This window comes from Bacillus sp. REN10, from assembly GCF_016820555.1.
In the GTDB taxonomy this organism is placed as follows: Bacteria; Bacillota; Bacilli; order Bacillales; family Domibacillaceae; genus Bacillus_CE.
In genome coordinates this window covers 1-12,976 of record NZ_JADHDW010000014.1, presented here as the reverse complement: position 1 = coordinate 12,976, position 12,976 = coordinate 1, and the positions used below count along the sequence as shown (strand labels likewise).

General features: G+C 38.8%; 13 protein-coding genes and 1 pseudogene. 6 read left to right on the top strand and 8 right to left on the bottom strand.

Annotated elements, in window-relative coordinates; translation table 11 throughout:
* Positions 1-32: 32 nt before the first annotated feature.
* On the top strand, positions 33-536 hold the full coding sequence (locus IRB43_RS15275; RefSeq protein WP_203364351.1) for a DinB family protein: 504 nt from the start codon (positions 33-35) through the stop codon (positions 534-536).
* Positions 537-723: 187 nt separating this feature from the next.
* On the opposite strand, the gene IRB43_RS15270 is transcribed toward IRB43_RS15275, so the two are convergent.
* The 3 genes and pseudogenes from IRB43_RS15270 to IRB43_RS15260 form a co-directional block, all read right to left on the bottom strand.
* Positions 724-2,742: a DUF1266 domain-containing protein gene (locus tag IRB43_RS15270; protein ID WP_203364350.1), complete on the bottom strand. Its 2,019-nt coding sequence runs from the start codon at positions 2,740-2,742 to the stop codon at positions 724-726.
* Positions 2,724-4,427 carry a molecular chaperone HscC gene (locus tag IRB43_RS15265; RefSeq protein WP_203364349.1) on the bottom strand — a complete coding sequence of 568 codons (1,704 nt, stop codon included), beginning with the start codon at positions 4,425-4,427 and terminating at the stop codon, positions 2,724-2,726. The genes IRB43_RS15270 and IRB43_RS15265 overlap by 19 nt, the downstream gene beginning before the upstream one ends.
* A 70-nt stretch (positions 4,428-4,497) precedes the next feature.
* Positions 4,498-4,623, bottom strand: a pseudogene (locus IRB43_RS15260) (RNA-guided endonuclease TnpB family protein); the annotation flags it as partial.
* A gap of 357 nt (positions 4,624-4,980) precedes the next feature.
* Between IRB43_RS15260 and IRB43_RS15255 the strand changes: the two are divergent.
* Positions 4,981-5,865, top strand: a complete 885-nt coding sequence (locus IRB43_RS15255; protein WP_275296786.1) for a DMT family transporter — start codon at positions 4,981-4,983, stop codon at positions 5,863-5,865.
* Between the two features lie 116 nt (positions 5,866-5,981).
* On the opposite strand, the gene IRB43_RS15250 is transcribed toward IRB43_RS15255, so the two are convergent.
* The 5 genes from IRB43_RS15250 to IRB43_RS15230 form a co-directional block, all read right to left on the bottom strand.
* A complete protein-coding gene (locus tag IRB43_RS15250; RefSeq protein ID WP_203364348.1) occupies positions 5,982-6,629 on the bottom strand; it encodes an MOSC domain-containing protein in 648 nt (215 codons plus the stop codon).
* Between the two features lie 59 nt (positions 6,630-6,688).
* Positions 6,689-7,114, bottom strand: coding sequence for a GNAT family N-acetyltransferase (locus IRB43_RS15245; RefSeq protein WP_203364347.1), 426 nt, complete (start codon positions 7,112-7,114; stop codon positions 6,689-6,691).
* 126 nt (positions 7,115-7,240) lie between these two features.
* Positions 7,241-8,032 (bottom strand): TIGR00266 family protein, encoded by a 792-nt coding sequence (locus IRB43_RS15240; RefSeq protein ID WP_203364346.1) that lies wholly within the window; start codon positions 8,030-8,032, stop codon positions 7,241-7,243.
* 54 nt (positions 8,033-8,086) lie between these two features.
* The gene (locus IRB43_RS15235; RefSeq protein ID WP_203364345.1) at positions 8,087-8,689 is read right to left on the bottom strand and encodes a hypothetical protein; all 603 of its coding nucleotides are present in this window, start codon (positions 8,687-8,689) and stop codon (positions 8,087-8,089) included.
* 83 nt (positions 8,690-8,772) lie between these two features.
* Positions 8,773-9,195, bottom strand: coding sequence for a hypothetical protein (locus tag IRB43_RS15230; protein WP_203364344.1), 423 nt, complete (start codon positions 9,193-9,195; stop codon positions 8,773-8,775).
* A 192-nt stretch (positions 9,196-9,387) separates the two neighbouring features.
* Between IRB43_RS15230 and IRB43_RS15225 the strand changes: the two genes are divergently transcribed.
* The 4 genes from IRB43_RS15225 to IRB43_RS15210 are packed head-to-tail and all read left to right on the top strand — an operon-like array spanning position 9,388 to position 12,768.
* Positions 9,388-10,296: an ABC transporter ATP-binding protein gene (locus IRB43_RS15225; protein ID WP_203364343.1), complete on the top strand. Its 909-nt coding sequence runs from the start codon at positions 9,388-9,390 to the stop codon at positions 10,294-10,296.
* The gene (locus tag IRB43_RS15220) at positions 10,293-11,030 is read left to right on the top strand and encodes an ABC transporter permease (protein WP_203364342.1); all 738 of its coding nucleotides are present in this window, start codon (positions 10,293-10,295) and stop codon (positions 11,028-11,030) included. The genes IRB43_RS15225 and IRB43_RS15220 overlap by 4 nt, the downstream gene beginning before the upstream one ends.
* Positions 11,031-11,038: 8 nt before the next feature.
* Complete coding sequence (locus IRB43_RS15215; RefSeq protein WP_203364341.1) at positions 11,039-12,169, top strand: sensor histidine kinase; 1,131 nt, start codon at positions 11,039-11,041, stop codon at positions 12,167-12,169.
* Positions 12,166-12,768, top strand: a complete 603-nt coding sequence (locus IRB43_RS15210) for a response regulator transcription factor (RefSeq protein ID WP_203364340.1) — start codon at positions 12,166-12,168, stop codon at positions 12,766-12,768. The genes IRB43_RS15215 and IRB43_RS15210 overlap by 4 nt, the downstream gene beginning before the upstream one ends.
* The last annotated feature ends 208 nt before the right edge of the window (positions 12,769-12,976 follow it).

Genomic DNA, 12,976 nt, shown 5'->3' with positions numbered 1-12,976 from the left:
TTCATTGAAATGAATTTGTAGGAGGGGATTAAATGTTTCAAAGCTTAAATGGTTTTTTGAAATCATGGGAATTCGAGTCAGGAGCAACCCAGAAAATCCTCAATACTCTTACCAATGAGTCTCTAGAACAGGAAATTACGTCGGACAACTGGAATTTAGGACAAGTTGCTTGGCATCTTGTTACAGTGGCTCAAGTGTTGATTTCTCGAACAGGGCTGAAGTTTGATTCTCCGGCTCAAGACATGCCTGTTCCAACTTCTGCTAAAGTTATTGCAGATCATTACGCGAAGACAAGCAAAGCATTGATTGAAGCGATCAAAACTCAATGGACAGATGATAGTTTACAAGAGCAAAATGATTTTTTTGGACAACAGCAGCCCAATGCTCTGTTTTTAATGACTTTAATCCATCATCAGATTCATCATCGCGGACAAATGACGGTTCTTATGCGTCAAGCTGGTTTAACAGTTCCTGGTGTTTATGGACCGTCTAAAGAAGAATGGGGCGCAATGGAGATAGAAGCATCGAAAATGTAATAGATTAAAAAAGGTGTCCAAAAAGTCTGATTCGCAAACTTTTTGGACGATACTTCTTATTTAACAATGCCATTAAATTAGTTTTTTGTACCTATGGCTTTGCTTTCGGTGCAGAAAGGGTCCGTCTCAATCACTTATGAGACGGACCCTTTTCTTGGTAGGAACATTATTTTTCTTATCTTCGCATTTAATCCAATCTTTTCAACAAATCGTGATCCCATTTTATTTTTGATAAAGGTGTTTTAGGATGGGCAAAAAACATTGCAATATAAGGGAAATTATACTGATCATATTTGAACTCTGCGTCGGAGTTGTAGAAATAGTTACCTAAAATCAACGCGTTCATATATTCATTCCATCCCGAATAGGACTGTTGTAAAAGCTGAACGGTTTTTATTATATAATCCTGTGCTTCTTTCTTTGTTAAATAGCCAACTCTTCTGCCAACACGGCATAAATAAATAACTGAACCCCAGTAAAAGGCGGAAATACCTGATACAGGTATAGCGTGTAATCCTTGGTTTGCTATGAATAACTCAGCGTATTTTGAGCCTTCCTTATGCCAAGATTGAATGTATTGATTTCGAGCTGTTTCCGAAAGAGCAGATAATTGATAGCGAATTTGATTAAATTGTTGATGATTGTTAGTGTCTAATAACCAATGAATGGTATTTTTCAGCTCTGTAGCATCGTTAATATTCTGATGAACTTTCATTGTTTTCATTATCTGTCTGTTACCAATTAGCCGGTCTCGAATGTGGGTGAATTTATAGTCAACAAAATAATACGTCATCAAGGGATTGATACCAAAAGGTAATGACAATAACTGTAGGTAAAGTTCAAGCTGTTTCTGGTGTTTATCTTTAGATGTACCATGTATGTCAGATACCCCATAAAATAGATTATGGTATTTAAAAAGTTGGCGGCATCTCCATATGTCCCAAATGAGGGGGATAAACATGAGAGCTATATATTTAAATGGCAGTGGGGTAAAAGGAGCTATAATAAAAAATCCTATATAACCCCTAATACGTCTTAAAAATATTGATTGGACAATTAGCTTCTTTCCTGACTGTATGCTCTCTTTTTCTTCAGCCTCTATCTCAGATGAGAATGTTCCCGAAGACGGGTCCACACTTTGAGAAAGACGAGAATAAATTTCTAGGTGACCAGGAGATATTTTTCGACACTTATCAGCCCAATTATAGGCTTGTTCATCTTCACCAATTTCGAGATAGCATTTCACGATTAACAGCATGGCATCTGCATGCTTAGGGTGATGGGAAAGTAACTGTTTACAATCATTAACTGCTTTGGAAAATTGACTATTGTCGTATCGAATCCGAGCTCTATACATTAGACCATCAGGATCATTGGGACAAATAGAGAGTACTTCGTTGAATGATTGTAGAGCTTGCTCTGTATGCCCTGTGCGCATGTAATAAATCCCTTGCATGTATAATAGATCTGGGTCTTTGGAATATAACTGATACGCTTCTTTCAGCAAATCTTCGGTTGCTTCTAGATCATTTTCCATAAGAGCTAGTTGTACTTCTTCTCGCAATTGTAAGAATAACTCGTAATCTAAATCATCAATTTTTTCAAAAAACTGATAGCGCATTTCTCGAGTACCATTGATATGTTGGAGCAAAAGCTGAATGAGTTCTTCATTATATTCTTCAATTAGCTCCTTTTCTCGCTCACACCAGTGAAACATTTGGTCGAAAAGCTCCCAGATCGGGCGAGGTAAGTAATAATGATCCTCCAAAAATAAAATCAATCGATTTTGCAATGTATTGGTATGTTGAACATCCCAAACAACATCAGAGTTTAAGAGCTTTTCCCAGTTTTTAAGTTCGATTCGAGCGAAAAAGTCGTCATATAGCGTTTCAACTTCCTCCATAAACGTGTTCACAGGACGTTCCAAAGTAGTGGTAGAGGTCAGCTCATCTGTGACATCGAACCAACGAGTAGTGTTGGATGTTTCCTCCTGTTTAGTGTCCTCTTGTAAGGAGGAGTCAAGCCCCATTTGCTTTGCTTTTTTTATAGCTGAATCATAGGCTTCTCGCAGTCGCTGATACCCTTCAGGATCATCTTCAGGGTGATGGGTTTTTAATTTTTTCGCGTAAGCTTTTTTTATAATCGAAATATTATCGGTAGGTTCTATCTCTAGAGTTTCCCAGATCGTCACAGGTAGTTTATCCATCTTTCCATATTCTCCAATACTTCTTTTAATGTTTCTGCGGCTTTATTAATCTCTTTCTCGTTTTGTGTCGCTAATACACTTTCAAATTGTTGTAACAGTAAGGTTATTTCTGTACGTCTATCACCAGTCAACTCTTCATATAGACGCTCTCCTTTAGCTATTAGTAATCTATTCTCAATGCGATCTCGGGGATGAACCTTAATCTCCTGTAGTTCTAACAGACGTGCTTCAATTTCTTCTTGAGTGAGGCTTCCGCCATTGTTTTCAATGATAGCTCTCTTTTTCTCTCCAGTCGTTGTGCTGATCACTTCTACTTCAAGAATGCCATTAATATCGTATGTATAACGAACATCTATAGACTGTTCTCCCGCTTTAGCAGGTGGGATTTTAATTTCCAACCCACCTAATTTCACGTTATTTTCCACCCTGCGACTTTCCCCTTGGTAAATGTCTATGGTGAGAAGTTTTTGCTGATCATGGGCGGTATAAAGTCGTTTCACTCGACTGACAGGAATAGGAGTATTTCGCTCGATAATTGGGAAAAAATATCCTGATTCTATTTGATCTGTTCCGATCTCTTGGACTATTTCTGTTCCTAGAGTAAAAGGACAAACATCAGCCAATATCATTTCTTCTAACGCCTCGTTCCGTTCCTTCAAGGCGATTTGCACCGCCGCACCTAAAGCAACTGCTTCATCAGGGTTAATATTAGAATATGGTATACAGCCGAACATTTTGGCAATAACGGACTTGATCATCGGCATTCGAGTTGCTCCGCCAATTAAAATAACAGCATCTAAATCATCTGGTGATAAAGAAGCATCACGAAGAGCTCGTTCGATTGGATATCGCAGGCGTAAAATTAATGGTGTGGCCAGCTTCTCGAAATCCGTTCGCGTGAGGCGAGATGTATAAGTTTCACCATTAATGGTAGCGTTCATGACTCCAAAAGGCTCGCGGCCTAAGATCAGCTTGCAGCGTTCAGCCTGATGACGAATGAGGGAAAGGCTTTTAGAGTCAAGAAAATCCAACTGGAGCTCATGGGAATCTATAAAATACGTCACAAGAAGATTAGTGAAGTCTTCACCGCCTAAATAGTTGTCACCAGCGACTGATTGCACATTCATAATTCCTTCAAAGAAATCTAGTATAGATACATCGAAAGTACCGCCACCTAGATCAAATACAAGAAATTTTGTCTCTGACTTTGCCTGATGTAATCCATAAGACAGTGCGGCAGCTGTAGGTTCGCTAATCAGTCGTTCTACCTTCAATCCGGCAATTTCAGCGGCGCGTTTTGTTGCTTTACGCTGCATGTCATTGAAATAAGCTGGAACACTGATGACGGCTCCAGTGACTGTTTCACCTAAAAAGGCTTCGGCATCTAATTTCAAAGCTTTAATCACAAAAGAGGAAAGCTCTTCAGGAGAAAAAGTGTATTTTCCCAATTCATAAGTTTTATCTGACCCCATAAATCGCTTAAATGTAGCCGCAGTTGTATGAGGGTGGGTAGTGAGTCGTTCTTTAGCGATATGTCCCACGAAGATTTCACCGTTTTCACCAACGCTGACAACAGATGGTGTCAGGTGTTCTTCAAGTACATTAGGGATGATTTTTGATCCATCATCCGTCCAATAGGTTACTAGACTATTAGTTGTACCTAAATCAATTCCTATTGTTGTCATAGTATTCTGCCACTAAAAACATAAACAAACATACATTTTTAGAAATTTCCTGCTTCCTCGTACCCCATTTCGCTAAACGAGCATGAAGTTTTTGAACTCTAACAATGTTTTTGTTTATGTTTGCTCTTTTAGTAACAGCTTTTTCACCTCTCTTTTTTTAGTGTTGATATTTTCGTGACAAAGAGCGCTGTTCTCGAAATCATTTCTGAAAATCCTTTAGGCTTATATTGTTTTATGTCCATTTTTTTACTAATGTTGTATTATTTTGTCTATATCTTTAATTACTGTTCATATTCTCCTTTCTTTTTCCGCACTAACATATTTTACTATAATAGGTTATTTAGGGAAAGGGTTGGCTTTTTCTTCTTTGATGATAGTTCAAATATATGAAATAAAAGTAGCTGTTCCCAAAGAGTAGTTTTTGTTATTGATAAAATTGTACAAATAAACATTTCTAAAAATTAGAAAATTCTGTATAATTGATGTAAATTAGTCTCTTTGGGACAAATAGGAGTGTGAGTGTGTGGGAGTTCAAGCCGAAAGTGTTGCGAAGTTGCATGAACGTAAGGAAGCAGCAGTCCATCCGTTCGTTTTTGGTCTATTAGTAGTGCTGACGACAGCTTTAATGGGTTCTTCTTTTGCGGTGGGGAAAATTGGACTCACTTATGTGTCTCCTCTTTTGTTAGTCGCTCTTCGTTTTTCGATTGCTGGCGTGGTAATGGTCGTTGCGGTTCGTGTATTAAATCGTCCGCATCCTCAAACAGTGAAACAATGGCTACAAATGGCGGTCATCGGTTTTTTTCAAACGGCAGCGGTGATGGGCTGTATCTTTATGAGCTTGCGAACGATCACTTCAGGAGAATCAGCGATATTAACATTTACAAATCCATTGCTTGTTGTGTTATTAGGAACAATCATTTTCAAAGTTAAGTATCGGGTGTTACAGTGGCTTGGTGTCGTTTTGGGCATTGTGGGCGTGTTTATCACGATGGGGGGACAATTAAATCTAGAGGTTGGAACGGTGTACGGTCTTTCGTCAGCCGTCGCTTGGGCAATTGCGACGTTATTAATTAAATCTTGGGGATATCCATTAGATACGTGGGTACTGACTGCTTATCAAATGTTGTTTGGCGGCATCACTTTATTCATGGCTAGCTTTCTATTAGAAACCCCCTTGATTGATGTGAATATGACTTCTGTCGCAGTTGTGCTTTGGCTAGCGTTTATGGCCTCCATTGTTCAATTTGCAGGTTGGTTCTATTTAATTCAAAAAGGAGATCCGGGTAAAACAAGTGCCTTTCTCTTTTTAGCTCCGTTTTTTGGAGTGCTTACAGGCTGGCTTCTATTAGGTGAACAGCCGCAGTGGTATATTATGCTTGGAGGAGCATTCATTTTTGTCGGGATCTTTTTAGTGAATTGGAAGACGAGCAAAGAGTAAAAGAAGCGGCTCCAAGGTTGAACAAAGTCCCCAAAAAGTCAAAGAAACTACACAAACACCAAAGAACGCACATGAATGGAGCACTTATCCCTCCATTCATGTGCGTTCCATTTTTATCAATCGATTAGTTTCTCTAATCGTTTTACCAGCTGCTTGCGCCATTCATCTGCTAGTTCTGGAACGGCTAATACTTGTTTCATGCCCTCGATATCTTTTGGGCGATGAAAATAAACTTGATTGGCAAATAGTATCGACACTTTTTGAGGGTGGGGTTCTAACAAGGTAATACTTGAATTTGCTTGGACTGTTCCTTCTTGTAACACGCGGCACAGATAACCTGTAAAGCCTGTTTCGACGATTCTTTTAAGCAGAGGAGTGACGCTTGTTCTTTTCGTTATCGTACTGCAAGGGACACGCCCTTGCGTAATTTGAATGACGGCATCTCCTAACTGATAAATATCGCCAATATGAACATCTTTCTCAAGCATATTGGTAACAGTTAAATTCTCGCCAAATGCCGCGGAAGGAAGCGTCGTTTGAAATTCATGATCCCATAGCTTGTAATGCTCATGAGAGTATACACAAACGGCGCGATCAGGGCCGCCATGATGTTTTAAATCAGCTACGCCATCACCAATAAACCCATCCTTTGTTAAAAAAGCTTCCTCCACGTTGTCCTTACAGATGCCTGTAATCATTTCTTTATCTTGACCGTATTTCACTTTTTTAGGCAATCCTGTGGCGAAATTGACTAGCTTGATCATATGAAATAAACTCACTTTCTGTTATTTTTTTTAGAAGATTAAGAAAATAATAGCCAGGCTTAAAGTTTCTTTCTAAACGAATAACACCATTTATCATACTCATGATTTTCATAAAAACGATGAGCGGCCTCGCGGTGAAGGGCAGACTCTAATGAAACGTACTCCGCTCCTTGACTTCTTCCCCAGTTGTGTACAAACTCAAGCATCTCAGCACCTAAACCGCGAGATCGCTGGTTCTCATCAACGACTAAATCATATAAAAAAACATGGTAGCCGTTATAAAGATTGGTGATTAGGTCTACTCCAGCTAATACAAGGAATTGATCCTGTTCCACCATGGCAAATAGGCGATAATTGTTTTTCATCATTTTTGGTAATAACTCGAGATATCTCTCGATCGTCAATGTAGGTCGCAATTGTGCCATTAACGGAAACGCTTGTCTCCATTGAGTTTCATTTGTTAATTCAATGATTTCTCTATTCATTCTCATTCCCCTTATACAGTTAATAAAAGTAATTATAAAACAAGTTGGAGATGATCTCCATTTGAACTTATGGTTTGAAGCAAAAAAACCACCCTAGAGTAGATTCTAGGGTGAAAAGGTTTGCGTTTAGTCGTCACTGAACATATCAAATAATCCGCCGATGCCGCCTTCTCCTTTAGAGGAGCCCCCTGTTTGTGGTGCTGAAGCGAAGACGCGGCTCGCTAAGCGGCTGAATGGCAATGATTGTACCCAAACCGTTCCCGGGCCTCGCAATGTGGCAAAAAATAAGCCCTCGCCGCCGAATAAAGCGGTTTTAATTCCTTTGACTGCTTCAATATCGTAATGAACATCTTGTGTCATGGCTACTAAACAGCCTGTATCAATTCGAATCAATTCTCCAGGCGCGAGTGTCTTTTTATGTATTGTACCACCAGCGTGAACAAAGCTCATTCCGTCCCCTTCAAGTTTTTGCATAATAAATCCTTCACCACCGAAGAAACCGGCACCTAATTTTCGTTGCAATTCAACGCCAACAGAAACGCCTTTAGCCGCTGCTAGAAACGCATCTTTTTGACAAATAATTTTTCCGCCAAGTTCGCTTAAATCCATCGGAATGATTTTCCCAGGGTAAGGAGATGCGAAAGAAACATGTTTTTTTCCACTTCCTTCATTTGTGAAGGTTGTCATAAAAAGACTTTCACCAGTGATGAGACGTTTTCCTGCTCCAAACAGTTTCCCCATGAACCCGCTTCCTTGATCAGCAGAGCCATCTCCAAAGATTGTTTCCATACGAATGCCATCTTCCATCATCATTAAGCTACCGGCTTCCGCAATCACCGTTTCCTGTGGATCTAGCTCCACCTCAACAAATTGCATATCATCGCCGTGAATCTTGTAATCAATTTCGTGATTATTCATTTTGTCGCCTCCCTTTTTAGTAGAATATACGCGTTTTACGATGAAAGGTTTCATTTACTTTTCAATTAACATGACTTTATAAGCAAAAGCTAATTCTGCGTTTTTTAAGTTAGGAAGTTTTCCATTTTCACTAGTATAGGTGGAGAAATGGTCTTTTGTTGTCCCTTGCCAGATAGCTAAATAAACTGGTTTGTCTTTTTTTAGCTTGATTTTATCTTCAACTAGCGTATTATAGGAAAAATTCGTCATTTTGTTCGGATGGACGGTAGATGCTACACTGCTTGGGGTCCCAGCTACAAATGATACCATTTTAGCCTCAGGACCATGATCTCTTACGCTAAAGGAAATGATAGTATCGTTAAATTTATTGTCAATTTCATTTGTTGTAGTTAGGAGACTTTCTTTGAACTTCCCGTTTTCATACATTTCTATGGAAAATTTGAGGTCTTCACCTTTCTTTAATTTACCATCTAGCGTGAAGAAAGACACGTTTGGATCACCGGTTTTACTAATAAGTAATTCTTCTTTTTCTGTTAATTCATACGGTTTGATTGTTAAAGTGGAGTTAGTAGTGGCTTGTTGCTCTTTTCCCCTTGCACAACCAGTTAAAATCACTAACAAAACGAAGTAACCTAAACTTTTAAAAAATAACCTCAAATTAATTCCCCCTTTTTATACCATTATAGAAGAATGGTATAAAAAGGGGGTTTTTTGATTCGACAAAACTCGGGGCGTGCCTGTCACGCCCCGACAGTTTCTTGGAAGGTGTTGATTTTCTTTTTTGTGTCGGTAAGTAAGGTTTTTATGTTTTTGATGTTAGGCTGATCTTTTTTAGCCTCGTTGATCAGAGGGTAAAGGCTTTCTTCGATGTTTTTATAGTCTGCGGGATATGCTTCTTCTACTTGTTTTTCGATAGTATCCCAATTTTCTTCAAGTTGTTGTCCGAGGATTTGGATCTTTCTCACCTTATTTGATGACTGTTCTACTGCTTCTCCTAGTTCATTTAGAGATGTTTGGACTTTACTGATTCCATTCGTTAAGTCTGGCATTTGCTGACTCGTTTCTACAATTTCACCTGCTGAATTACTATGGCTATTAAAATTACATCCAGCGGTGATGATGGCTGTTATCACTGCGATGAAAACGTAATTAGACTTTTTCATTGCTTCCTCCTTAATACAATCCTTTTTTTGCTAGTGTTAACAGATTTCTAGCCGTTTAAACAAATAAAGAAGAGAAGGGTTTTTTGTAATGTTTTCGGAAAAATATGACATTTGTCATTTTTAAAAATGACATCATTGACTAAAATCAAGAGTGTAGTTGCTATACATTTAATGATATGGAGGTGCTGAAAGATGACTGAAGTGATTAAGGCAGAACAGGTATCAAAGTTGTTTCATGATAAAAAAGCAGTTGATGACGTGTCATTTTCTATTCATTCAGGAGAGATTGTTGCTATTCTCGGTCCGAATGGTGCGGGAAAAACGACAATGATTTCGATGATCTTAGGGCTTTTGAATCCTTCAAGCGGAAACGTCGAAGTGTTTCATCAGAAGCCTAAGGAAAAAAGCGTGCGAGAAAAGCTAGGAACGATGTTGCAAGATGTCAGTGTAATGCACGGGCTAAAAGTAAAGGAACTGCTCGATTTAGTTCGTCATTACTATCCTCATCCGCACTCTTTAACCAAGTTAATTGCTTTAACGGGATTAAATGAAGAGGATTTAAAGACGAGAGTAGAAAAGCTTTCTGGAGGACAAAAACGACGTTTGAACTTTGCGTTAGCGTTAGCGGGGAATCCAGATTTGCTTATTTTAGATGAGCCTACAGTTGGGATGGATTTGACCTCTCGTAAACATTTTTGGAAAACGATTCAACAGTTAGCGAAAGAGGGGAAGACCATTATCTTTTCAACCCATTATCTTCAGGAAGCAGACGACGTGGCTAGTCGAATTTTATTGTTTAAAGAAGGACAGATTATTGCTGATGGAAAACCTACCGATATAAAAGCTAAATTTTTAACTCGAACGGTTTCTTTTCAAGCCAATACAGCTATACCCCTAACACAAATGAAAGCCTGGCCCAGTGTGCAACAAGTACGCCAACAAAACGGAAGATTTTACATTGAAACAAATAATTCAGATGACGTATTGGCACAGCTGTTTGCTGAAAAAACAGGAGCTCGTGATATTCAAGTTGAACAAGGAAGGTTGGAAACGGCTTTTGAACAGTTGACAGCTCATGAGGGGGGAGGCAATTTAAGATGAAGGTATTATTCATGCAATGCAAAGCGGAAATCATTCGAATTTTGCGTAATCCTTATTTCGTGTTTTGGTCGTTATTAATGCCAATCTTCTTCTATATTATTTTTACAAAAGTAATGAATACCGATGTACCGAATCCGAAACTTTGGCAAGCGCATTATTTAATGTCGATGACCGCCTTCAGTGTGATGGGTTCTGCGATTATGACATTGGGCATTCGCATGGTTCAGGAGCGCTCGCTCGGCTGGTCCACTTATATGCGAGTAACGCCGCTTTCAAATACTATTTACTTCATTGCGCAAATGGTAGGACAAACGTTGGTTCATTTACTGTCGATTATTGTGATCTTTGCAGCGGGTGCGTTTGTTAATGATGTATCACTTACTGCTACTGAGTGGCTAGGGAGTGGTCTGTGGATTTTAATTGGATCCTTTCCTTTTTTAGCGTTAGGGACTTTGTTTGGAGCGATGAAAAAAGTAGAAACCGCTTCTGGAGTGAGCAACCTTTTATATATCATCTTAGCGATGGCTGGTGGTATGTGGATGCCGATGGAGGTTATGCCGAAAGTAATGCGAAACATCGGTGAGTGGCTTCCTTCCTATCACTATGGCAGTGGAGCTTGGCAAATTATTCGGGGCGAGGCGCCTAATTGGAAGAATATTGTTGTTTTATTCTCTTATTTTCTTTTATTCATGTTACTATCTAACTATATTAGAAAAAAACAAGAAGCGGTGTGATCGAAAAAATGAAGCTTACGAACTGGCATATTCAATTCTTCCCGAAGCAATTCGGGATTTCCCCTTATATTTTTCTATTATACTTATGTATGCCTGTTTATGATGTGATGAACCAACCAAGGCCTAAAGCCTTCATGAGTGCCGCTTTACTTCTCATATTTCTAGTTACCTATCGTCAACTATACTTTTCTGTCGGAAAACAACGATTTTCTTATTGGCTTGGAATTCAAATGGCGACAGTGTTTATTTTGGGTACTTTTATTAATGTGAATATGTTATTTCTGGGCTTCTTTCCAGCACATTTTATCGGCTGGTATGAAAATAATGATCAAGATCAGCGAAAATTTAAATTCGCTTTCTTGTTCCTTGTATTAGTGGAGTGCCTTCCTTTCTTGAAGTGGGGACTGCGCCTTGAATATGCTTATTTTCTTCCGTTTTTATTGATTATGTTGATGGCTCCATTTGGTATTCGTTCAATGAATAAACAAATGAAGCTTGAAAGACAATTAGATGAAGCGAATGAACAAATTAAAGAATTCGTAAAGCGGGAGGAACGGGTGCGGATTGCACGTGACTTACATGATACATTAGGTCATACATTGTCGCTCATTACTTTGAAAAGTCAACTAGTTGAACGGTTAATTAAAAGAGATGCGGATCAAGCAGAGGTAGAAGCAAAAGAAATTGAGAGAATATCACGGGCGGCTTTGAAGCAAGTCAGGGAGCTTGTGTCGAGCATGAGGGCGATCACGATCGCTGAAGAATTAGTTCATGTTCAAGAGATTTTGAAGGCGGCTCATATTTCTTACCACTACAAAGGAGAAAGTGATCTTTCTGCTATCTCGCCCCTTACGCAAAATATTATTAGCATGTGTTTGCGTGAAGCGGCAACCAACGTGGTTAAACATAGCCAAGCCAAAAATTGTACGATGAACATATTCATGTCGAAGGCGAATATTCACATCGAAGTGAAAGACGATGGAATAGGAATAGGAAGTAAAGACATGCACAGCAGTGGGTTAAAAGGAATCGCTGAACGGTTAGCATTAATTGAAGGCCATTTCCACCTATCAAATCAAAATGGGGCTTTACTAGCTATTACCATCCCAATTATTCAGAAAGAGGGGGCTTTTGTATGATTCGAATCTTTATTGCAGAAGATCAACGAATGCTGCTTAGTGCACTTGGTACTCTACTTAATCTAGAAGAAGATATGGAAATAATCGGGCAGGCCGCAGATGGACAGGAAGCGGTTGGTTTAATTAAAAGGCTAAAACCGGATGTTTGTTTGATGGATATTGAAATGCCAGTAAAAAACGGATTAGAAGTAGCTGAAGAATTAAAGACCGTCTTGCCAGCTTGCAAAGTTATTATCTTAACAACTTTTGCTCGGCCAGGTTATTTTGAACGTGCTATTAAACTGGGTGTGCATGGCTATTTATTAAAAGACGGTTCGATTGAAGACTTAGCAACAGCGATTCGTAATGTCATGAAAGGGCAGCGAGTATTCAATCCTGAGTTAATGTTTGATACGATTCATGAATCCAATCCATTAACAACACGCGAACGAGAAATTTTAGTATTAGCTGCTGAAGGAAAAACAACAAAGGAAATGACGAAAGAGCTTTTTCTTTCATCCGGAACCATTCGAAATTATATGTCTGAAATTATTCAAAAGCTAGAGGCGAAAAATCGCATTGAGGCGATTCGGATGGCAAAGGAGAAAGGCTGGATTTGATGGATATCTGTTTATTATTCTTATAAAAAATTTAATAGAAACTGTTCTTTTAAAAAAAAAAGAGTTTTTTTCTATTTTCATTGACTTTATGTTTTATAGCATGTTATATTATATTCCTGCCGCTGATAACGGTGGTTGCGAAAAAAGAATTTAAAAAAGAATTTTAAAAAACAGTTGACTTACCACCAACTAAGGTGATATGATAATA

Excerpts from the sequence above, each read along its gene's own strand:
- IRB43_RS15275 (WP_203364351.1), top strand. The coding sequence starts at position 33 with ATGTTTCAAAGCTTAAATGGTTTTTTGAAATCATGGGAATTCGAGTCA.
- IRB43_RS15270 (WP_203364350.1), bottom strand. The coding sequence starts at position 2,742 with ATGGATAAACTACCTGTGACGATCTGGGAAACTCTAGAGATAGAACCT.
- IRB43_RS15265 (WP_203364349.1), bottom strand. The coding sequence starts at position 4,427 with ATGACAACAATAGGAATTGATTTAGGTACAACTAATAGTCTAGTAACC.
- IRB43_RS15250 (WP_203364348.1), bottom strand. The coding sequence starts at position 6,629 with ATGATCAAGCTAGTCAATTTCGCCACAGGATTGCCTAAAAAAGTGAAA.
- IRB43_RS15245 (WP_203364347.1), bottom strand. The coding sequence starts at position 7,114 with ATGAATAGAGAAATCATTGAATTAACAAATGAAACTCAATGGAGACAA.
- IRB43_RS15240 (WP_203364346.1), bottom strand. The coding sequence starts at position 8,032 with ATGAATAATCACGAAATTGATTACAAGATTCACGGCGATGATATGCAA.
- IRB43_RS15230 (WP_203364344.1), bottom strand. The coding sequence starts at position 9,195 with ATGAAAAAGTCTAATTACGTTTTCATCGCAGTGATAACAGCCATCATC.
- IRB43_RS15225 (WP_203364343.1), top strand. The coding sequence starts at position 9,388 with ATGACTGAAGTGATTAAGGCAGAACAGGTATCAAAGTTGTTTCATGAT.
- IRB43_RS15220 (WP_203364342.1), top strand. The coding sequence starts at position 10,293 with ATGAAGGTATTATTCATGCAATGCAAAGCGGAAATCATTCGAATTTTG.
- IRB43_RS15215 (WP_203364341.1), top strand. The coding sequence starts at position 11,039 with ATGAAGCTTACGAACTGGCATATTCAATTCTTCCCGAAGCAATTCGGG.
- IRB43_RS15210 (WP_203364340.1), top strand. The coding sequence starts at position 12,166 with ATGATTCGAATCTTTATTGCAGAAGATCAACGAATGCTGCTTAGTGCA.